This window comes from Halomonas sp. AOP5-B2-8 (assembly GCF_052376475.1).
Lineage (GTDB): Bacteria > Pseudomonadota > Gammaproteobacteria > Pseudomonadales > Halomonadaceae > Vreelandella > Vreelandella casei.
This window is the reverse complement of record NZ_JBQSVS010000004.1, coordinates 504,063-525,971: the sequence shown is the minus strand read 5'-3', so window position 1 is coordinate 525,971 and position 21,909 is coordinate 504,063. Positions and strand designations below refer to the sequence as shown.

Annotated in this window: 16 protein-coding genes; 4 read left to right on the top strand and 12 right to left on the bottom strand. The window is 54.8% G+C overall.

Translation table 11 applies throughout. The features are described 5' to 3' along the window. Positions 1–104 precede the first annotated feature (104 nt). Both pgeF and rluD read right to left on the bottom strand, forming a co-directional pair. Entirely contained in the window at positions 105–875 is a 771-nt protein-coding gene (pgeF, locus tag ACT3RP_RS12525) for a peptidoglycan editing factor PgeF (protein ID WP_192536291.1), read from the bottom strand. After that, positions 872–1,831: a 23S rRNA pseudouridine(1911/1915/1917) synthase RluD gene (rluD, locus tag ACT3RP_RS12520; protein WP_441686762.1), complete on the bottom strand. Its 960-nt coding sequence runs from the start codon at positions 1,829–1,831 to the stop codon at positions 872–874. The genes pgeF and rluD overlap by 4 nt, the downstream gene beginning before the upstream one ends. Positions 1,832–2,038: 207 nt before the next feature. On the opposite strand from rluD, the gene ACT3RP_RS12515 reads away from it, so the two are divergent. Beyond that, positions 2,039–2,854, top strand: coding sequence for an outer membrane protein assembly factor BamD (locus ACT3RP_RS12515; RefSeq protein WP_192536289.1), 816 nt, complete (start codon positions 2,039–2,041; stop codon positions 2,852–2,854). Positions 2,855–2,984: 130 nt separating this feature from the next. On the opposite strand, the gene ACT3RP_RS12510 is transcribed toward ACT3RP_RS12515, so the two are convergent. Next, on the bottom strand, positions 2,985–4,619 hold the full coding sequence (locus ACT3RP_RS12510; RefSeq protein ID WP_096282278.1) for an NAD+ synthase: 1,635 nt from the start codon (positions 4,617–4,619) through the stop codon (positions 2,985–2,987). 135 nt (positions 4,620–4,754) lie between these two features. Here ACT3RP_RS12510 and ACT3RP_RS12505 point away from each other — a divergent pair, with 135 nt between their 5' ends. After that, complete coding sequence (locus ACT3RP_RS12505; RefSeq protein ID WP_096277981.1) at positions 4,755–5,027, top strand: PP0621 family protein; 273 nt, start codon at positions 4,755–4,757, stop codon at positions 5,025–5,027. On the opposite strand, the gene thiO is transcribed toward ACT3RP_RS12505, so the two are convergent. Further along, complete coding sequence (gene thiO / locus ACT3RP_RS12500) at positions 5,024–6,127, bottom strand: glycine oxidase ThiO (RefSeq protein ID WP_483393891.1); 1,104 nt, start codon at positions 6,125–6,127, stop codon at positions 5,024–5,026. The genes ACT3RP_RS12505 and thiO overlap by 4 nt on opposite strands. 134 nt (positions 6,128–6,261) lie before the next feature. Between thiO and ACT3RP_RS12495 the strand changes: the two genes are divergently transcribed. Further along, positions 6,262–6,798 carry a GspH/FimT family pseudopilin gene (locus ACT3RP_RS12495; RefSeq protein ID WP_441686575.1) on the top strand — a complete coding sequence of 179 codons (537 nt, stop codon included), beginning with the start codon at positions 6,262–6,264 and terminating at the stop codon, positions 6,796–6,798. A 23-nt stretch (positions 6,799–6,821) separates the two neighbouring features. On the opposite strand, the gene trxB is transcribed toward ACT3RP_RS12495, so the two are convergent. Beyond that, positions 6,822–7,775: a thioredoxin-disulfide reductase gene (gene trxB / locus ACT3RP_RS12490; RefSeq protein WP_441686576.1), complete on the bottom strand. Its 954-nt coding sequence runs from the start codon at positions 7,773–7,775 to the stop codon at positions 6,822–6,824. 260 nt (positions 7,776–8,035) lie between these two features. Between trxB and acnA the strand changes: the two genes are divergently transcribed. Further along, positions 8,036–10,768, top strand: a complete 2,733-nt coding sequence (gene acnA / locus ACT3RP_RS12485; RefSeq protein ID WP_441686577.1) for an aconitate hydratase AcnA — start codon at positions 8,036–8,038, stop codon at positions 10,766–10,768. 68 nt (positions 10,769–10,836) lie between these two features. Here acnA and ACT3RP_RS12480 read toward each other — a convergent pair whose 3' ends face one another. From ACT3RP_RS12480 to ACT3RP_RS12450, 7 genes are all read right to left on the bottom strand, one after another. Next, entirely contained in the window at positions 10,837–12,516 is a 1,680-nt protein-coding gene (locus ACT3RP_RS12480) for an NAD-dependent malic enzyme (RefSeq protein ID WP_444625049.1), read from the bottom strand. Positions 12,517–12,696: 180 nt separating this feature from the next. Beyond that, positions 12,697–13,908 carry a YeeE/YedE family protein gene (locus ACT3RP_RS12475; RefSeq protein ID WP_483393890.1) on the bottom strand — a complete coding sequence of 404 codons (1,212 nt, stop codon included), beginning with the start codon at positions 13,906–13,908 and terminating at the stop codon, positions 12,697–12,699. 731 nt (positions 13,909–14,639) lie between these two features. Then, a complete protein-coding gene (locus tag ACT3RP_RS12470) occupies positions 14,640–14,765 on the bottom strand; it encodes a hypothetical protein (protein WP_483393889.1) in 126 nt (41 codons plus the stop codon). A 31-nt stretch (positions 14,766–14,796) separates the two neighbouring features. Then, positions 14,797–15,528, bottom strand: coding sequence for a hypothetical protein (locus tag ACT3RP_RS12465; RefSeq protein WP_483393888.1), 732 nt, complete (start codon positions 15,526–15,528; stop codon positions 14,797–14,799). A gap of 10 nt (positions 15,529–15,538) precedes the next feature. Further along, positions 15,539–18,916 (bottom strand): T6SS effector BTH_I2691 family protein, encoded by a 3,378-nt coding sequence (locus tag ACT3RP_RS12460; RefSeq protein WP_483393887.1) that lies wholly within the window; start codon positions 18,914–18,916, stop codon positions 15,539–15,541. Next, positions 18,909–19,844 carry a DUF4123 domain-containing protein gene (locus ACT3RP_RS12455; RefSeq protein WP_483393886.1) on the bottom strand — a complete coding sequence of 312 codons (936 nt, stop codon included), beginning with the start codon at positions 19,842–19,844 and terminating at the stop codon, positions 18,909–18,911. Before ACT3RP_RS12455 ends, ACT3RP_RS12460 begins: the two co-directional genes overlap by 8 nt. Further along, entirely contained in the window at positions 19,845–21,908 is a 2,064-nt protein-coding gene (locus ACT3RP_RS12450) for a type VI secretion system Vgr family protein (protein WP_483393885.1), read from the bottom strand. Between the last annotated feature and the right edge of the window lies 1 nt (position 21,909).

Genomic DNA, 21,909 nt, shown 5'->3' with positions numbered 1-21,909 from the left:
AGACGTGCTAATAATTTTTAGCTTGACAAGTTAAATGGCGTCATTTCTGCGCTTTTCAAGAGGTAGATTAACAAACCGCTGACTTATTAAATCTTTAATAAACGCTAGTCGATCCAAATCACACTGGCCATGCGACCTGTTTTGCCGCCATCGCGACGATAAGAGTAAAAACGTGACTCGCAGGCGGTACAGAAATGACCGCCGCTGATGTGGGTAATGCCTAATGCCTCTAACCGAAAACGCGCCAGCCGATATAGGTCGGCCATGTAATGACCCAGCCGATAAGGGCTGTGATCAAAGGCTTCAGCCGTATCAGGATGAACAGCGACAAAAGCGCCGTACACCTCAGGCCCCACTTCAAACTGGGCATTAGAAATAGCGGGGCCTAGCCACACCAAAATATCATCAGGGTCGGTATTCATGGCCGCAATGGTCGCTTCTAAAACGCCCCCGGCTAAACCTCGCCATCCTGCGTGAGCAACTGCTACCTGAGTACCCGCACGATTACAAAACATCACCGGCAAGCAGTCAGCTGTCAATACGACACAGGCGTACTCACTGGTGGTCGTGAGCGCCGCGTCTGCATCGGGCGCTTCAACGCCCGGCACTGCCGGTTGATAACCCTGCTGAACGCGCGCGCCATGGGTTTGATTGAGCCATAGCAGCGGCCGCTCATCGCCTATCTCTTTTTGCAACAGCCGGCGACACAGCGCCACGTGGTCGGGGTTGTCGCCAACGTGAGCGGCAGGATTAAAAGCGGCAAAGTCATCTTGACTAGGCCCTGCCTCACGCGTGGTGACAAAAGCACGTACGTTGGCCGGCGCGGGCCAGTCTGGGATTAGCAGCGTGGGCCGTAAATCAATGGCATCGCTCATCTCATGGTCTCGTTATCTTCACGCAGGTAGTCCAGCAACATTAACAAATCATCGGGAAGATCCACCTGAAACGTTAAGGTTTCGCCACTTACCGGGTGCTTGAAAATTAATTTTCGCGCATGCAATGCCTGACGGGGAAACTCGCGCAGGATTTCCTTCAAAGGCTCAGCTGCCCCAGGTGGCAGCTTGGCGCGACCACCGTACATGGGGTCTCCCACTAGGGGGTAGCGGGCGTGCGCCATGTGAACACGAATTTGGTGAGTACGCCCCGTTTCTAACTTGCAGCGAACATGTGTGTGGGCGCGAAACCGCTCAACCACGCGAAAATGCGTGATGGCTGGCTTGCCCGCCGTCGTCACCGCCTGGCGCTTGCGATCTTTCGGATGACGTCCAATCGGCGCATCAATGGTGCTGCCTGAAACCGGCTTGCCAATCACCACTGCATCGTACTGGCGTGACACGCTGCGCGCCTGCATCTGCTCAACCAGCGCCGTTTGCGCAGGCAGCGTCTTGGCCACCATCATCAGTCCCGTGGTGTCTTTGTCCAGGCGGTGTACGATGCCTGCACGGGGCACTTGAGCAATGGCCGGATGATGATAAAGCAGCGCATTGAGCAGCGTGCCGTCAGGATTACCCGCCGCTGGGTGTACCACCATGCCGGCGGCTTTATTAATCACCATCATGGTATCGTCTTCATAGACGACATCTAGGGGGATATTCTGGGCTTCAAAGCGCGTATCTTCTTCAATGGTCGCCTGCAGAGCCAGCACTTCATAGCCATGCAGTTTGGCTTTCGGCTTGAGCTGAGCGCCATCTACCGTTAACTCCCCGCTATTAATCCACGCTTTTAAGCGCTCGCGGGAATAATCGCTGAACAACTCAGCCGCCGCTTGGTCTAAACGCGCACCGGCTAAAGAGGCGGGCACGCGCTGCGTGTCTTCAACTATTCGAGACATGAAAAACCTCTTTAAAACGCAAAAACCCTAGCCTGACGCAAAAATTTAGCTAAAGCATGGCACTATTTTCAACAACGACACCCGGCGAAACGTCGCTAAGCCTGCGTTTTAGGCCGAGGTGTTTTATAGTGGGTGGACTGCGACCTATACTATCACGGCCATCGCCGCTTTTTTGGTGATTGAGGCTTGTTTGCAACGAGGATGATGATGCGCGTTTTTTCAGCTGCCAACCGCTTTGGTGCTCTAGCCCTAAGCCTTACCCTGCTAGCGGGCTGTGCAAGTAATGACACCAGCGATGAAGAGCCAGATGAGTTTGCTGGGGTACAAGAACGCGAGCTGTATGAACTTGCTCGTACGGCTCTAGACAGTAATCGCTACCCGATTGCGATAGACCGTTTAGAAGCACTGGATACTCGCTATCCGTTTGGTGCGCATGCCGAGCAGGCACAGCTTGAGTTGGTCTATGCCTACTACGAAAACAGCAACTGGGAAGAAGCGCGTGCGGCGGCTAGCCGCTTTATTCGCCTGCACCCCGACCACCCACAAGTAGATTACGCCTACTACCTGCGTGGTCTTTCCGCGTGGCAAGCGGGTCGTTTCAGCTTAGAGCGTCTGCGCTTAATTGATATCTCAAAGCGTGACCTGGGCGCCTCACGGGATGCCTATAATGATTTCCGTGAGTTGATTCAGCGCCACCCGCAAAGTGAATACGCGCCCGATGCTCAGCAGCGTATTGTTTACCTGCGTGAACTGATGGCCCGGCACGAGCTGCACGTCGCAGATTACTACCTACGCCGCGGGGCTTATTTAGCCGCCGTTGAGCGTGGCCGCTGGGTAATCGAAAACTATCCTGAGTCCAGCGCCACTCGCGACGCCCTAGCCACGATGGTAGAAGGCTATCAAGGGCTGGATATGGATGATCGCGCCAGTGAAGTGCTCGCGGTGCTGCGTGAGAACGCGCCCGATCACGAACAGCTGCAGGGCAATCGTTTCGTGCCCAAGCACGTGAAAAAGAGCGACTAACGAACCGTAAAGGCTTCGTGAACGACGTCTTTGAATGACGTTTTTCAAAAACGTTTTTCAAAAACTAAAAAACCACGCCTCGGCGTGGTTTTTTGGTTTTCTTACTCAGCAATGCTTAAAAACGCCCGGCCTAATCGCCGGGCTGCCATCCATTCACAATCGGATAGCGGCGGTCGCGGCCAAAGCCTCGTGGCGTGACGCGAACACCAATAGGTGCCTGGCGACGCTTATACTCACAGCGATCGACGAGTTTAACGACTTTATACACATCTTCATGATCGAACCCGGCGGCGATGATCGCCTCCGCACTCATATCGCCTTCGATGTAGTTGACCAAGATCGCGTCCAGAACATCGTAGTCCGGCAACGAGTCGCTGTCCTGCTGATCGGGCGCCAGCTCTGCGCTAGGCGGGCGCTCAATCACACGCGCCGGAATCGCCGGCGACTGAGTATTGCGCCAGCGAGCCAGACGATACACCCAGGTTTTATACACGTCTTTAATTGCGTTATAGCCACCCACCATATCGCCGTATAGCGTCGCGTAGCCCACCGCCATTTCGCTCTTGTTACCGGTGGTCAGTACCATCAGGCCTTTCTTATTCGAAAGTGCCATGAGCAGCACGCCACGACAGCGCGACTGCAGGTTTTCTTCCGTCGTGTCCCGTTCGGTACCTGCAAAGCTCTCCGCCAGCGTCCCCATAAACGCCTCGACCATGGGTTCAATCGGCAGAACTTCGTAGTGCACACCTAGCAAGTTGGCCTGCTCGGCAGCGTCCTGTTTGGAGATGTCTGCCGTGTAATGATAAGGCATCATCACCGCCTGCACCCGCTGAGGGCCCAGAGCATCGACCGCAATGGCTAGCGAGAGCGCGGAATCAATGCCGCCGGAAAGCCCCAGCACGACCCCCTCAAAACCACTTTTGTTGACATAATCGCGCAGACCGGTGACCAGCGCGCAGTAAAGGCTTTCTTCCGGTGCCGCTTCAGGATCAATCTCGCCGGGCTGAGGCTCCCATACCATGGCACTGGTTTGTAAAAACTGAATCGGCATCAAGCCAGCCTGCCAATACGGCGCTAACACCTGCAGCTCACCGCTGGCGTTAACGCAGCAAGAGCCGCCATCAAAGACCAGCTCGTCCTGGCCGCCTATGGTATTCACATACACAATCGGGCGCTTAACGTCTTGGGCGTGCTGCTCCAATAAGCGCAGCCGCTCGGCGGGCTTGTCCTGGTGATAAGGCGAGGCATTCAGCGTAATCAGCACTTCAGCACCCGCCTGAGTCGTGGCCTTGACCGGCGCACCATCCCACAGGTCTTCGCAGATCAAGATGCCTAATCGAGCGCCCTTGTGCTCATAGACCAGCGGCTGTGTGCCGGGCGTGAAATAGCGCTGCTCGTCAAACACCTGATAGTTAGGCAGCGCCTGCTTGGCGTACTCAGCTTCCCACTGACCGTTGTAAAGCACCCCAGCCAGGTTATAACACTGCCCTTCGCGTACGCCTGGATAGCCGATAATCACCAGCACATCGCGGGAGATTTTCGACGCCATTAAAGCGCGAGCTTCGCGTAGGCGTGTTTCCATTGAGGGGCGCAGCAGTAAATCTTCCGGCGGATAACCCGACAAAAAAAGCTCCGGAAAGACCACAATATCCGCCCCATGCTCAATTCGCGCTTCGCGCACGGCTTCAATGGCACGCGCGGCGTTGCCGGGAATATCCCCGACCAAAGGATCGAGTTGGGCCATTACCAGCGTTAAGTCTTGCATGGGCATCAAAATCTCTTGAGAATCTTAAGAATAGGGTTGCACCGTCATACGGCATTGTCCCGCAAGGGCCGCCAGCTAGCAAAGGCCGCGCGACACACTCACCACCTCCATCCCTGCTTCGGGAGACACAAAAGGATGAACCTCTTGATCATTCGGCTGATTATCTTCGCCGTTCTATTCTATGTCGGTTTAAAGCTTTACGGCCTCTACCGTCAACGCAAACTCGACCATCAGGTGCAGAGTAACAAAATCAACCGTCATGAAGGTGGCGAAATGGTGCGCTGCCGCTGGTGCGAAGTCCACGTTCCCGAACAAGAAGCGCTACGTGACCAAGAGCAGTGGTTCTGTTCTAGCGCCCATCGCGACCGTTTTTTGCAAGAGCAGCAAAATAAAGACAGCACACCTTAAATCGCGGCCAGCCGTGCGGGCGTAAGCTGATAAGGCGCCGGGTCTACCAGCGGCGTGCGGCCTAACAACTGGTCAACGAGTAAATGGGTCGAGGCCGGTGCTAACACTAAACCATTGCGATAATGCCCGGCATTGACGAACACGTTAGGCCGCTCAGGCAGTGCGCCAATAAAGGGTACGCCGTCAGGGGAGCCAGGGCGTAGCCCGGCCCACTGATTCGCCACCGGGCAGCTTGCCAAGGCGGGCACCATCGCCTCTGCGCTCTGCTTTAATGAGGCGAGCGCCGCCTCGTCGGTGGTCTTATCAAAGCCCGCCTCTTCCAGTGTCGAGCCCACTAGCAGCAGGCCGTCTGCGCGCGGAATGATATAGCGACCGTCTTTTAATACTACGCGCCGCACCAAGCCTTTGGGTGCCTGATAAGCGATCATCTGCCCTTTCACCGGTCTTACCGGTAGCCGCACCTCTAGCTGCGCTAACAGCTGAGCTGCCCAGGCGCCGCCGCATACCACAATGCGCTCAGCCTTCAATAGCCCATGGGAAGAGACAACGCCATCTACCTGCCCATTGCTATCACTAAACCCACTGACGTCGCACTGCTCGCGCAGCGTGACATTAGGCATCGCTGCTAGACGGGTTTTCAGCGCTTTAGCTAAGCGTGGGTTGCGCACGCTGCCCAGCGTCGGCATCCACAGCGCGCTGTCGGCTGCCATCGCAACGCCGGGTTCTTTATGGCCGACAAAGCCTTTTCCCACCCTTTCGAGGGGCTTGCCCAGCTCCCGCGCCCAGTTCAGCGCGTCCTCAGCATCGTCCACGTTCAGATACAGCAGCCCTTTTTGGCGATACTCAGGATCGATACCGGTTTCTTCCAACAGTCGCAGTGCTAAAGAGGGGTAAACGCCTTCAGACCAGCGTGACAGCTGCGACACCGCCGTGTCGTAGCGCCATGGATAAAGCGGCGACACAATGCCTCCGCCGGCCCATGAAGCCTCTTTCCCGCACTCGCCGCGCTCAACCAGCGTTACTTGCTGGCCAGCATCGGCTAATTGCAACGCCGTCATCATGCCGATGACGCCGCCACCAATAATTAAGAAATCGCTCACAAAAATATCCGTTTTGGCTTACATAAAAAATGCTCAGCGACGCCTAGTGTGACCTATGAGCTTAAGAGATTCGCTGCTGGCAACGGACAGTGAGCATAGCGCGGGCGTTAACAGGGTCAAGTGGGGAGTCGGCGATGAGCGAAGACCAGATCAAAATACACACCTCACTTGAAGGTGGATTTACGCTGTTTGAACTTCTCGTCACACTGCTGCTGGTGGGTATTATTAGCGTCTGGGGAGTGCCGCGCTTTCAAGCACTGGGCGAACGATCCGCACAAGCAAGCGAGGTTAATCGACTACAGAGCACGTTTTCTTTAGCACGCAATACCGCGATTAGCCAACGCAGCCATATCACGGTCTGCCCCACGGCTGGCGACCGCAGCGCCTGTAATAACGACTGGGCCGGTGAGCTAATAATTGTGCGCGGGAGTGACACAGATGACATTCAAGCTCAAGACATCCTGCGTATTGTTCCTTTTCAGCAGAACACACAGGTGACTTACAGCCGCGGCTGGTCGCGCATACGCTACGACCCGATGGGCTATACCAGCGGCTTCAATGGCAGCTTTACCGTTTGTGCTGGCCACCGCGTCGAAGGCGCTCAGGGTCAAAAGCTGGTGCTCAGCCAGCTAGGGCGGCTGAGGATTGATGAAGCGCCTATCGGTTGTTAGCCGCCTCATCATGCAGGGAAAGATTACCCGGCAATACCGTCTAGGTAACGCTCGGCATCCAGTGCCGCCATGCAACCACTGCCCGCAGAGGTAATGGCTTGGCGGTAAATGTGATCCATGACATCACCGCAGGCAAATACGCCCGGTATACTGGTGGCGGTCGCATTACCTTCCAATCCGGAATTCACTTTGATATAGCCGCCATTCATCGTTAACTGGCCCGCAAAGATGCCGGTATTAGGGCTATGACCAATCGCAATGAACAAACCTGGCGCATGAATTTCTTTGCTTGAACCATCTTTGGTGGATTTAACGCGAATACCGGTGACGCCCGAGTTATCGCCCAGCACCTCCTCGACCTCCTGGAACCACTCAAGCGCGATTTTGCCCGCCTCGGCTTTCTCAAACAGCTTGTCTTGCAAGATTTTTTCCGCGCGCAGGGTGTCGCGGCGATGCACCAGCGTCACCTTGGAAGCGATATTGGAAAGGTACAGCGCCTCTTCCACGGCAGTGTTACCGCCACCCACCACAATGACTTCTTGGTTACGATAGAAAAAACCATCGCAGGTAGCGCAGGCAGAAACGCCCTGGCCCATAAACTGCTGCTCAGTGGGCAGCCCCAGATAACGCGCGCTGGCACCGGTCGCCACAATCAGCGCATCACAGGTATAAAGGCCGCTATCGCCTTTCAACGTAAACGGTTTTTCGCCTAAACTGACCTCATTGATATGGTCGAACAGTACTTCCGTATTGAAGCGTTCAGCATGCTGCTGCATGCGTTCCATCAATTCTGGGCCCTGAACACCCTGAGCGTCACCCGGCCAATTATCCACGTCGGTCGTCGTCGTTAGCTGCCCGCCGGCTTGAATACCGGTGATCAATAACGGCTTCAAGTTTGCCCGGGCGGCGTAAACGGCGGCCGTGTAGCCAGCCGGGCCGGACCCAAGAATAATCAAACGCTCATGACGAGTTTCCATGACACCACCTTCTAGAGACTTAACTGATAGCTTTATCGATAGCCGTGTAAACAATAGCTATGCAAACAATTTGGCAGAGAGTCTGCCTGAAATGGCGTCAAGTACAAGCTATTGCAAGGTTTGCCATAGGCTATTAGGCGAATAAACCTTGAAAGCAACTGTGCAAACACCCATGTATTATTACTATGGTAAGCCATACTATAAAGAAAGACCGTGACCGTCACGTTGAGCTAAACGCTCAGCAACAAGAGGAGAATGGCATGAGCAAGATACCTGATACGCTAAGTACCTTAGAGGTTGGCAGCACCACGTATCACTACTACAGCCTCCCCCAAGCGGCCGGGGTGCTCGGCAACATCGATCGGCTGCCCAAAACGCTCAAGATTCTACTCGAAAACCAGCTGCGCTTCGCCGATGACGAGAGCGTAGCCGAAGAAGACATGCAGGCCTTGGTCGACTGGCAGGCCGAAGGCAAATCTAGCCGCGAAATAGGTTATCGCCCCGCGCGCGTATTAATGCAGGACTTTACCGGCGTGCCCGGCGTAGTGGATTTAGCTTCCATGCGCGCCGCCGTAGAAAGCCTTAACGAAGACCCTGCGAAGATCAATCCGCTGACCCCTGTCGATCTGGTCATCGATCACTCAGTGATGGTCGATAATTTCGGCAACGCTGGCGCATTTCAAGAAAACGTCGATATTGAAATGCAGCGCAACCGCGAGCGCTATGAGTTTTTGCGCTGGGGCCAGCAGGCCTTTGACAACTTCCGCGTTGTGCCACCCGGCACCGGCATTTGCCACCAGGTGAACCTGGAGTACTTGGGCAAAACCGTATGGACCAAAGAAGAGGACGGCAAGTCCTTTGCTTACCCTGACACGCTGGTGGGCACTGACTCACACACCACGATGATTAACGGCCTGGGCGTGCTTGGCTGGGGCGTGGGCGGCATTGAAGCCGAAGCAGCCATGCTCGGCCAGCCGGTGTCGATGCTGATTCCCGAAGTGATTGGCTTTAAGTTGACTGGCAAGATGCGCGAAGGCATTACCGCCACCGATTTGGTGCTGACGGTCACTGAAATGCTGCGCAAAAAAGGCGTAGTGGGTAAGTTTGTTGAGTTCTACGGCGACGGTTTGAAAGACCTGCCGCTGGCCGATCGTGCCACTATCGCCAATATGGCGCCTGAATACGGCGCTACCTGCGGGTTCTTCCCGGTCGATGATGAAACGCTGAACTATTTGCGTCTAACCGGACGCGAAGATGACCAGGTTGCGCTTGTCGAGGCGTACAGCAAAGCCCAGGGCCTATGGCGCGAGCCCAACGATGAGCCGATATTCACCGATGCCCTGCAGTTAGATATGACAGAGGTAGTCGCTAGCCTTGCCGGCCCCAAACGCCCTCAGGACCGCGTGGCGCTACAAGACATGGCGTCGGCCTTTGGTAAGTTCATGCAGGAAGATACGAAGGCAAGCGCTACAGAGAAGGGCAAGTTCTCTTCTGAAGGTGGCCAAACCGCCGTGGGCGTAGAGCGCAGCTTCAAAGATGACACCAGCCAAGCCGTTAAGCTGAATGATCGCGACTTCAGTCTTGACCCTGGCGCGGTGGTCATTGCAGCCATTACGTCGTGCACGAACACTTCAAACCCAAGCGTTATGATGGCGGCGGGGCTGCTGGCACGTAAGGCTCGCGAAAAAGGATTAACCACCCAGCCATGGGTGAAGACCTCACTGGCACCGGGTTCTAAAGTAGTCACCGACTACCTAGCCGCCGCGGGCTTAAATGAGGACTTGGACGCCCTAGGCTTTAACCTGGTCGGCTACGGATGCACAACCTGTATCGGCAACTCAGGCCCTCTTGCCGATGAGATTGAGCAGGCGATTAACACCGGCGACCTTGCTGTCGCGTCGGTGCTTTCCGGCAACCGTAACTTCGAAGGCCGCGTTCATCCGCTGGTAAAAACCAACTGGCTTGCATCGCCCCCCCTGGTTGTTGCCTATGCACTGGCCGGCAACGTGCAGCGCGACCTTACCAAGGAACCGCTAGGACAAGATAGCAATGGTGAGCCCGTCTATCTCAAAGACATTTGGCCGACTCAGGCTGAGATTGCCACTGCCGTCGAGAAGGTCAACACCGATATGTTCCGTAAAGAATACGGTGCGGTGTTTGAGGGCGATGATGTCTGGAAAGCGATCAGCGTTTCGAAAAGTAAGGTCTATCAGTGGCCTGAATCCACCTACATCCAGCACCCGCCGTTCTTTGAAGGCATGGGCCGTGAGCCGGATGCCATCGAAGACGTACACAGCGCCCGCGTGCTAGCGATGCTGGGTGACTCGGTGACCACCGACCACATTTCCCCTGCCGGTGCCATTAAACCCGACAGCCCTGCAGGCCGCTACTTGCAAGAAAACGGCGTCAAGCCTGTCGACTTCAACTCTTACGGTTCACGCCGTGGCAACCATGAAGTCATGATGCGCGGTACTTTCGCTAACGTTCGTATCAAAAACGAGATGCTTGATGGCGTCGTCGGTGGTGAGACTCGCCATGTGCCCAGTGGCGAACAGATGGCTATTTACGATGCGGCCATGAAGTACAAAGAGGAAGGTAAACCGCTAGTCGTTATTGCCGGTAAAGAGTACGGCACCGGCTCCTCGCGAGACTGGGCTGCCAAGGGTACGCGCCTGCTGGGCGTGCGCGCAGTGATTGCCGAATCCTTCGAGCGTATTCACCGCTCCAACCTAATCGGCATGGGCGTTGTACCGCTGCAGTTTGCGGAAGGTGAAAGCCGCCAAACGCTAAAATTGACCGGCGACGAAGAGATTTCGATTGCGGGTTTAAGCGATCTCACGCCGGGCGGCACGGTGAAGGTAGTCATCAAAACTGCCGATGGGGAACGCACCGTTGATGCCAAGTGCCGAATTGATACGGTAAACGAGCTGGCTTACTACCGCCACGGTGGTATCCTTCACTACGTGCTGCGCAAGATGATCGGCGCAGCCTAAAGGTAAAACCTACCAATGCTTGCATGCCCCCACCTCGGTGGGGGCTTTTTTTTGCCTTAAACCTGCGTTTAGAAAGCGCGGCGACGGTAAGTACGGTAATCCGGCGACCAGGACGCTTTGTCAATTAGCTCACGCAGTGTAGTTCCACTGGTTTGCAACGCCACGCCGTTTTGCTGGGCCTGCGCAGCCACCTCAAAAGCAATTGACTTACTGATCTCACGAATGCGCGACAGCGGCGGTAACAACGCACCCTTGCCATCTTTCACCAGCGGCGCTTCGCGAGCCAGTGCCCGCGAAGCGCTCATCAGCATTTCATCCGTGATGCGAGTGGCACTCGCAGCAATAACGCCCAGCCCAATACCTGGGAAGATATAGGCATTGTTGCACTGAGCAATGGCATAGGTACGGCCGTTATAAACAACCGGCGCAAAAGGACTGCCGGTAGCGACTAGCGCCTGCCCATCAGTCCAGCGGATGACATCTTCCGGTACGGCTTCAGCCTGCGAGGTGGGGTTCGAAAGCGGCATGATCACCGGGTGCTCGCAGCCCGCGTGCATCGTGCGCACAACCTGTTCGGTAAAAATACCGCGTTGGCCGCATACGCCAATCAATACGGTTGGTTTGATCTGCGCAATGGTCTCTTCCAGGCCTTGGCCATTCCAATGCGCCACTAACGTAGCGTCATGGGCTAAACGGCGCTGAAAATCTCGCTGCCATGCTTGGTCGTTGGTCATCAGGCCATCGCGATCAACAATATAAATACGCGCCCGCGCTTCGCTTTCGGTCAAGCCTTCGGCTTCCATCGCGACAACGACCTGCTCAGCAATACCGCAACCCGCTGAACCACCGCCCACAAACACCACTCGCTGCTGAGCAATGGTTTCTTCACGGGCCTGGCAGGCGGCCATTAAGGTGCCGACCACCACCGAAGCAGTGCCTTGAACGTCATCATTGAAACAGCACAGCTCATCGCGATAGCGCTCTAAAAGCGGCACCGCATTGGCCTGAGCAAAGTCTTCAAACTGTAACAACACATTAGGCCAACGGCGCTTCACGGCGGCAATAAACTCTGCCATAAACGCCTCATATTCTTCTTGCCCTACCCGCTCGTGGCGCCACCCCATGTACATAGGGTCATCCAACAGTGCTTTGTTGTTGGTGCCCACATCAATCATGATCGGCAGTGTATAGGCGGGGCTGATGCCGCCACAGGCGGTATACAGTGCCAGTTTACCAATCGGGATGCCCATTCCACCGATTCCCTGGTCGCCCAGGCCTAGAATCCGCTCACCGTCCGTGACCACGATCACTTTAACGTTATCCTTGGTCGCGCTGCGCAGGATGTCATCCATATGTTCGCGATCAGGGTAGCTAATGAACAGGCCGCGATGATTACGATAAATATTAGAGAATTCCTGACACGCCTGCCCCACCGTCGGGGTATAGATAATCGGCAGCATCTCTTCAAGGTGCTGGGAAACCAGGCGGAAATAGAGCGTCTCGTTATCGTCTTGAATGGCGCGCAGATGAATGTGCTTCTCAAGATCACTATGGCACTGCTGGTACTGGCGATAGACGCGCGCTAACTGATCATCAATGGTTTCTACTCTCTGAGGTAGCAAACCAATCAGGTTAAACGCCAAGCGCTCCTGTTGAGTAAACGCACTGCCTTTGTTCAATAGCGGCATTTCGAGCAAAGAAGGACCGGCGTAAGGAAGGTACAAGGGGCGTTTACTCTGGGTAGTCATAAGCACTCTCTTTTAATGTCTATCACTGCTGCAATGCAGCAACATCGGGCGTTTGCGGCGTTTGGGCTTAATGTAACATGCTCCTGAGACAAAGGTAGAAGAGACCCGTATTAAGCGTAAAAAAATGCCCCGACCAACGGCCGAGGCATCGAAACAATGACACGTTAAAGCAGAACGTGATTAGCAGCTTTTGGCCGCGGCTTGGCGCCCTTCTATACCTGCAAAAAAGAACGGACGCAGCTTAACGCCCACCATATTCCCCGCAAATGCCGCCACCAGCCACACCCAGCCGTGTAGGCTGCCCGAGGCAATACCGCTGAAGTACGCGCCAATATTGCAGCCATACGCCAAGCGCGCGCCATAGCCCAACATGAGGCCGCCGATAATCGCTGCTAATACGGACCTCAACGGAATTTTGAAATTAGGCGCAAAGCGACCAGCCAAGCTTGAGGCCGCCAGCGCGCCAAGCATAATACCGACGTTCATTACCGTGGTAATGTCGTTCCATACACTGGTTTCCAAGGCCGCTGCATTGCCAGGCGCCTGCCAATATCCCCACTGACTAACATCACCGCCTACCAGCCCATAGGCCTTGGCACCCCACAGCGCGAACGCAGAGGTAATGCCCCAAGGGCGGCCTGCCAGTGCCAGGGTGGCAAAATTTAACAGCGCCAGTGCCACCGCACCCGCTACCAGCGGCCACGGGCCTGTTAACCAACGCGAATAGCCATACTTATTCACGACAGGCGCCTGCTCAAGCTGTCCATGGCGACGTTTCTCCATCACCCAGGTAAAGGCAGCGATAGCAGCAAATAGCACCAGGCTAACCGCTATTCCGCCGCTTACTCCGGCAACGTTAACCAGCGACACTGGCTGAAAGGCGGGTAAGCTCTGCCACCAGGCAAAATGCGCCGTGCCAATCACCGAACCAACAATGAAGAAAACCAGGGTGATCAGCATGCGCGCATTACCGCCGCCCGCTGTAAACAGCGTGCCAGAGGCACAGCCGCCGCCCAACTGCATGCCAACGCCGAAAATAAATGCTCCAACCAGTACCGAAATACCAATCGGCGAGACAAACCCAGTCACCGGTGTACCAAACAACGTGCCCGCGCCAAGAGCCGGGAAAAACAGCACCACGGCAATCGCCAGCATCACCATCTGCGCGCGCAGGCCACGCCCTCGTCGCTCGGTAATAAACACACGCCATGCGGACGTAAAGCCAAACGCCGCATGGTAAAGCACCATCCCCAGCAGGCCGCCGACAATCATCAGCAGCCCGGTATTGGCTTCAAACACCATCCCCACCAGCAACGCGCCTAAAACAATCGCCGCCGTGGCGATCAGCGGCACACGATAGCTTGCGGGTTCAACAATAGAGGTTGTGGACATAGGTCACCTTTAGCAACACCAAAAGCGCCTGTTAGAAAACAGGCGCTTTTGATAGACATAGACAATAGTTGCAAGCCTAACGATAGTAGTACAACGCGGGAAATTCTTTATTTAGCAGTGCTTATAGCTTTATGGAATATGGCAACTAAGACATAGCAGCTGGCCAAGGTGGGCGCCGCCGCGCAGAGGATCCGGTGTCAGGCCGATGCAGACCAAGGCAGGAGCACTCATATCTTGTAGGTGGCCGCTGCCACCGTAGATGCGTAGAGAACGAATAATGATAGAAGACTTACCGCCAAGAAAATTAGCAACTGCTTTCCTTGGCAAGTAATGAGTGCGTCGGGCAGCATCAATGCTGCATTATTAGTCAAACTCAGAATAGATATTTAGTGACGTTTTCTGTCCCTTTTTGCATCTTTTTTACGTTGAAGTGTATTGAGTCCGTTACCAGCACTATCGATAAGTACTATAAACGTAGTTACTATAGCAAACACTGCGGATAGACGACTGATCGTCTCTAATACCTCCCATAATGCGCCTGTTAAAATCCTGTCGAACCCAAGGTGCCCGAAGTGCCCAAGTACGAGTGACCCACCGCTTGCAAAACAAATTATAAAGGCCCATATCCGAACCTTGTTGATTAATTTTATCGTCTTATTCATCTTGCCCTCCTCCGATGTCCAACCAGGCATCGTTGAGCGTGCTAATGATGCCGTTTAGATCCAGCGCTTCTACGCCGTTGGCAGAGGCTTTGGGGCCAAGTAGGTAATACGCCCACCGGGAATAGCGTGGGTTTCCCCGGCCTGATGGGGCTGTTTAAGATCAGGCTGTGGCAGATCCGGTTCTCCTAAACTCATTGTTTATACCCTGATGATAAAGATCAGAATCTCAAAGCACGTCGACCTTTCCTTCTTCATAAGCTGCATTCGGCAAATGTTCTTTAAAAAACTGAATGCGCTCATCCAACTCCTCTGGAAGACAATAAATAAGATGTGTACGCGGCCTATAGCTTGAATTCCGCTTGAAAGGCTTCCACTGATACGTCAAGGCAATCATGCTTCGTTTTCGCCAGACCTTGATATGCTCCGTTTTTGTCCAGTCAATCTCTTCATGTCGGCTGCCTCGGGCCATTTCCTGATAGCCTTTTGATGATCCCATCATCCAGGCCGCGAAACCCATTGTTAAAGGACCCAGGCTGGTAATGAGCAGCGACTGATCCATGAGAATCAGCACCAGAACAATCGGCATCAAAATAATGGCGGACCATTTTAAAAATGGTTTTACCGAATCCATCTGAGGTTTCCAGGAGCACACTTCAGCGTTTTGCTCTGTAAATCTGTAAACAAGGATGGAGGTCTGATGAGTCATACTCATGGCGATTAACATAAAGAGGGTGAACATCCCCCCCCCGATCAAAAAAGAAACTAACGGCGACTCATCAACGAGCGCCATAAAATACCCACCTCCCAAACTGATAAGAAAAAATACAGAAAACAAAGCATTCGCCGCAGACGTATTATAGTTACGTGCCCGGATTTGCCAGCTCACGACTGCAGACTCATCCACATGCTTCCACGGCATCTGAGAGACATAGTCCTGTTTGGGTTGTACAAACCACATATAAATATCCTTACTCTTCTAAATTCATGGGTACCGTGATGTCAAAGCGAGCTGGCAGGCTGATGCCTTGGCCTTCTTCGCTATTAGGCTCGATCTCTTTTTTGCCACGGGCAGCATTCGGCTTGTAAAAGGTAAAGCCCAAACTGTTTTCTGATGATGCGAGCAGCGTCTCTGCATAATTCGCTGCCAGTACAAACGGCTCGCGCTCGGCTTGTTCACTGGCGGGAATCCAGGCTTGCCATACTCGTACATCGTCAGTGTCATAGCCAGCGTCAGCGGGTAGCACAGCCCCCCGTTCACCTTGTTGAGTGGGACTCTGCTCATAACTGTTAGCAGGTGCCCAGAACCCGCCTCGCGCATTATCGGACAGTTTGATGGTTTCACCCGCAAGCAAAGCGGGAAAAGCAACTTGTACCCAGCAACCTTGGTACACGCGGCTCATTTTACCCGTCCCATAATAGCTCATGCTGGATGAGTCAAATTCCAGTTCAGTGACACTGGTGAGCTTCACAGAGGGCTGAAGCAGAATTTCCATTAGTGCCTGCCACTCGCGCTGATGCCCCTCATCACTGGCTTCCCATGCTATTTCGCCTTGTCCCCACGTGCTGGTATATAGCCACCCCCGCACCCCCTCACGGTTATATCGTGCGGCAAAGTGGGAGGCGATTAGATGGATAACACCGGCAGCAAATAGTATTCCTGAGACCCACGGCCCTAATATCCAAGCGAAGGCAAAAGTTCGGCCCAGAAGTGCGACACGTCCTCCAGTAGCTCCAGCTAACTGAAACCCTGTAGCCACAGTTATCGCCGCGCCAGCAGCTCGTTTTGTATGCAGAGCGGCACGCTCGCCACCAGAGGTTGCCTTTTCCAACTCTGTGCCCGTTTGCCACATATCAAGCCCAGCTGCAATTGCCCCAATAGCCGACAAACCTGCCATACGAGTCGCTAACTTGGCGGCGATACGTGATGCCGCATTTCTACTATTGCTTTTCCATTCACCTATAGAGGCATCCGTAAGTCGGATCATATTACCATTAAGCCGGAAGGACTTTTTCGCTGCGCGGTTCCAAAACGGCATGACCCATAAGCTCATGACCGCTACTGTAGTAGCCCCCGTGGTCGCCGCCAGTTTGCGCATATCCTCGTCATCAGCGCCTTCTTTTTGGGCGATATGTGCAGCATCTATAAAGTTGTAAAGATTTAACCCTGCGATTAACAGTGCCAGGCCACCGCCCAGTTGTTCAACGCGATTTGTCACGTGACGGCGAACGGCACTGGCCCCGTCCATCAATTTTAGTTGGTGCTGATAACGAAGCTCGTGATAGCCCGCGCTGGTAAGATTATTGGCCCGCGTTTGATTACCTGATGCGCTCTGATCCAGCGAACCGTCGGTGGCGGTAACACGCTTGGGTTCATTGAAGGCATGCTCGTAACGTTGCTCTTCAAGTCGTCCCAATTTACTGGTGCTTGCCGCGCGTTCCTGAGCGCTATTGCCGGCGTTTTGGCCACGCAGTTCTTCGGTCTGAATTTCTCCCGAGATTCGCCATGCTTGTTCCCGCCATTCACGATGTTTGGCCTCATATTCGAGGTCGATGACAATTTCCGTTGAGGCGACATCGGGATGTACGAGCGCCACCATTGAAGGGTGCATCAGTGCCCTGGTGGCTTTCGCCATCGACGCCTGGCTCTTGGCGCTTAACGAAGGGAGGAATTGATAGCCAATGGTTTCCCATAGCTTTGTGGATGAGCCGCCAACCTCTTTGCGAAGCGTCTCAAAAGCCTCTCTGACATGCGGCGCCAGAGCCTGATAAATGGGATGACTCTGCACCTCCTCAAGCTTTAGAACGCCGATAGCAGCGTTGACTTGCGTCACCGCGCTTGTCGCCGTTACACCACTGTCTGCGGGCTCTCCATCTTCGGTACCTTGTTCAATGAAACGTTGCGCAATGGTCTCGAGGGCATCGGATAAGGCGGGGTCAAAGTTACTCATCGCAAAACCAATCAGCGAGTCGCGTGCTTGGTAGGTGCTATCCAGCCATGCTCGACCTGTCTGCGTAGCGCCAAGTGCTTCCATGGCCATACAGCCGCATTCATGAATGGCCTTGTTTTGCTCGGCATCACAGGTATCAAAACAGAGATCCTGGGCGGATGTTGGCAGCCGCTCTAACCAGATAATCAAGTCCGCGATACTGTTTTCCACATGAGCTTGCAGACGCTCAAGCTGTGGGCCTTTTTCAGTCAAGAAGGCAATCGCGTCATCCAGTCGGACATCAAGGCGAGGCAGCTCTTTTCCGCGCCACTCTTCGTATTGCGGGCTATTGCGGCCAGGAGGGTTCGACATGCCGAGCTCAATCAGCTCTTCGCGACGCTGGCTGATACGCTGTTGCCTCTGAAGCAGGGTATGATCTGAACCATTAGTTACATTTTTTAAGGCATCGAACAGCTCACCGGTTTTGACGGTCAACTCGCGATAACGCTCCGGGTCTTGGCGGACGTCATTACTGATCAGGTCATCAATATCGATCAGACACAGCGCTTTAACGACTTGTGCCGTCTCGAGCTTGTGTCCATATTCGTCCAGGAAAACTTCTAGTTCCATTTCGCGCCCAACCAAGGCCATGGTCAGGTCGTTAACGATTCCTAAATCATCATCAAGGGCTACAAAGATCGCTTCATCGTGTTTTTCAACGTCGGCGAGTACGCTGTCTTGCGTAATTTCAGGTTTTACGGCGAGTAGATGATAAATGCTCTCCTCTTCGTCTCCGCCTTCACTACCCTCCGTCTCTTCTCTTTCGACCGTCGCTACCGTCGTGCTGGTAAAGTTGTCAACGGCGCCATTGGGTGCAATATCCGCTACGTACTCGGCGAGCTGTGTTAAAGGGCCTGCGTGGGCAGACAATGACGCTTCATCTCCAGTGCCATTCATCACTGCCATTAGATCCACCGAGCGCATAATGCGTTGGCGTGCTTCGGTGTTTTCAAGAATATGCGCGCGAATACGGTCAGTCCATTTTACCGAAGAGTAGGCAAGTGCGATGGACGTACAGGTAGCGTAAGTGAGATGAGGTGCACTATTGAACGTCGCGCCTTCCACACGATACTCATCGATACGCTGCTCCCCCTCTTCCTCTACCCACACATAGAGCCAGCCATCGCGCAACTGGCGCAGCGTATAGCTACGGGTATCAATGGAAGGATAACCAGGCCCTTGCCATTGGTCTGCAATCGGGTGGGGCGCAGCTGAGCCCGCCTGTTCCGGTGCTTCATCAATGGCATAGCGCACTGGAAAAAGGGTAACGTCAAGAAGTAAAGGGCAGACACCACCGCCTACGGGCGTTTCGTCAAAGGCGGCGTCGCGAGATTGTGCCTGAGCATCCGAGTTAGCCATGTTTGTCCTCGTTTTTTAATCGTGATACCTGCGCGATGCTATCCGGCGGTGTCTCTGAAGTCCGACTCCAGGCATCTAGCGCATAAAGTTGCTCTTGTCTGGAAAGGGGTTTATTGCCATCGGATTGTGTTATCCAGCGGTCATATAAACCATCTCGCGCCGTCATGAAATCGCTGCCCCAACGCAAACTCAAACTGAGCCAAATAGCGACCTGACGCTCTGTATTGGCGCCCCAAGCGGCAGCATCGCCCAAGCGTGCATCAAGCCACCGCCCTCTATTCTCAGCAGAAAAGCACTGCCACTCCTCAGGCATATGATCGCTGAAATAACTCGTCAGACGCTCCTTGAGCTGCCAACGGGCCACGGTATCCAGCGCCGTTAGCTGAGTACTCCCCATGGGCGTAAAAGTCTTTGCCTGAACCGCTGTGGGTGATTCCTGCCTATCGTTTAATGGAAGCCGTTGCCACGTCACTGGGCGCGGTTCTGCCCAATTAGGCGCCCAATCGGCCACCCACCACGTGTCGATGGGCCCCATCATCTCTGCCGGTAGAGCACTTCCGTAGCTGACCAGCCAATGCCTGGTGACAAGTGGGTCAGCAAAACGCAGTATCTGCTCTTGCTCCCCTTCCCCCTTAAAAGTCACAAACTGTCCAAGATGCTTACTCAACTCGCTGGTGCTTGCCTGGCTGCTCAGTAACGAAAGCGAACGATACAATTTGCTGTCGTCGTTAGCGCAAGCTTCATCCGCTAAACGGCTGCTTTTCAGGCGCACCAGTATCGGCCCCTGTTCCGCTAACGATGACCAACGGGTCATCAGGTAGAGGGGCTCGATATCCTCAATGTCATCGCGGCCATACAAGCGTTTGAGGGCATTGGGGTAACGGACGCCATCCACCAATGCATGGGTTATTGCCTGGGGGCGATCCATCTAGCGTTTTCCCTGGCTCAAATCTTCACAAATCTCACAACGTGCAGGCGCTTTGAGCAGGGTTTTAAGCTGAGCCGGACGATTAACAGGTGCAACCGCTTGATGGTTTTCAGTCTCAACGTCCACCGGCAACTGCGGCCCCTGCACCGCCTGCCCACTGCCCGAGCCTGGGCTTCCCCCCGAGTTGATCTTGACTTGCGGGCCAACAATCGTGACGCCGCTGGGGTCGATTTTCAGGAAACTGCCGCCTGCTTTTAGAGTGATTTCAGCACCGGCTTCAATCACGACTTTCATGCCTGCCTTGTGATGGATTTCTTGACCTGCTTCTAGCAGCTGGGCCTGGCCGATTTTTTCATGGTGCGTGCCGTCGATCATCAGGTGGTCGTCGCCGTCGACCTGGGTGTGGCGGTTGTTATGCACCGTGTGGTGGTCATCATTGTCGACTTCGCTGATGCGGTTGTTGTGCACCTTAAGGTGGCTGTCGTTTTGAATTTCTTCAGTGCGGTCGTTAAGCGTTAGCAGCTCCAAGTCTTTCTGGGCATGCAGCCAAATCTGCTCTTCACCCGCCTCGTCTTCAAAGCGCAGTTCGTTGAAGCCTTCGGCCTTGTGGCTCTGGGTACGGATGACCGTGCGGGTTTTGTGCTCCGGCAGCGGATACGGCGCGGTGTTGACTGCGTGATAGGTGCGCCCGGTGACCAGCGGCTGATCGGGGTCGCCTTCCAGGAAAGAAACAATCACTTCGTGGCCAATACGCGGGATGGCGATGCTGCCGTAGCCGCCGCCCGCCCAGCCTTGGGCAACGCGTACCCAGCAGCTCGCCGTGTCGTTGGGTTCGGCGTAGCGGTCCCAGGGGAACTGCACTTTGACTCGGCCGTGTTCGTCGCAGTGAATTTCCTCGCATTCGGGGCCGACCACAAAGGCTACTTGAGGGCCATCCACGCGGGGCTTAGGATTGGGAGTGGCCCGCCAGGGAGCGTCGCCTGGCGTCAACGTGACGTGGTTAATATAGCGAGTCATACCCCCTGATTCGCTGCTGCTGATGCTGTCTTCTTCCAGCGCCTGGGGCTGCTCGCCGTGGTGAATAACACTGATTGCCTGCCAATCACGGTTGAGGCTGTCAGTATCGTGATCAGTGAGTGTAAAGCGCAGGCCGGGGGCCAGCTCGGGTAGATCACTTTCGGCATTGGCGGTGATGGTCTCGCGGCGCAGCTGCTCCAGGCGAATGCGGGTAAACGGTTCACCGGAGGCGTCCTGTTTATAGCGGCCGGGGTAATCAAAATGTTCGTAGTCAGACTGCTGACCGTGGGCCTCGACATCGCGGCCCAAATGTTCGTGTAACTGGGCGTAGGCCGGGTTCTTGAAGCTATAGTCTTTCAGCGTGGCGGAGGCTGCAGCGACGCGGGCCTTTTGACTCAGCTTGCGCACATGGCGGCTGGGAGCCGTGCCCCCCGCTCGGCTGTGATAAGTGCGTTCGCCAAGGCTCGTGAGTACTTGCGGATCATCGGCAAAGATCAGCCGGTGGCCGCCGCCATCGGTGTCTTCACCTCGTTCAGCAAATTCATGAAAGTAGAATAGGCCTTCTTCGGCGGCGAGGCGCTCGATAAAGGCGAGATCCGTCTCGCGGTATTGAACGCAGTACTCGCGCTCAGGAAGATCGCGGTTAACCGCAAAGGCCACATCGGTGATACCGCGCTCATCGCACAGAGTATTAATGATAGTGAGCGGATCGGTCTTCTGGAAAATCCGCGAGTTGTGGCGTAGCGAAAGCCGCCAGAGCGCGGGGCGCAGTACCAGCGAGTAAAAAGTGCGTCTGTGGCCGCGATCACCTCGGCCAAATTCAGCGATAATGCCGTGCACGCGGCGCAGCGGTTCGCCATCCTGCCAAATAGTCAGGGTAGCTTCGCTATCAAGGAGGTCGGCGGCGTCTAGGCTGCCATCGCGGCTAGCCAGATTCAGCGCCAGCTCAAAGGGTTGGGAAAGCGCTTCGCGGTGGGTGAAGTCGATCACCGCCACCTCGTCCACACCGGGGAGTGTTAACGTAAATTGCAGTCCTGTGCTTGTCATC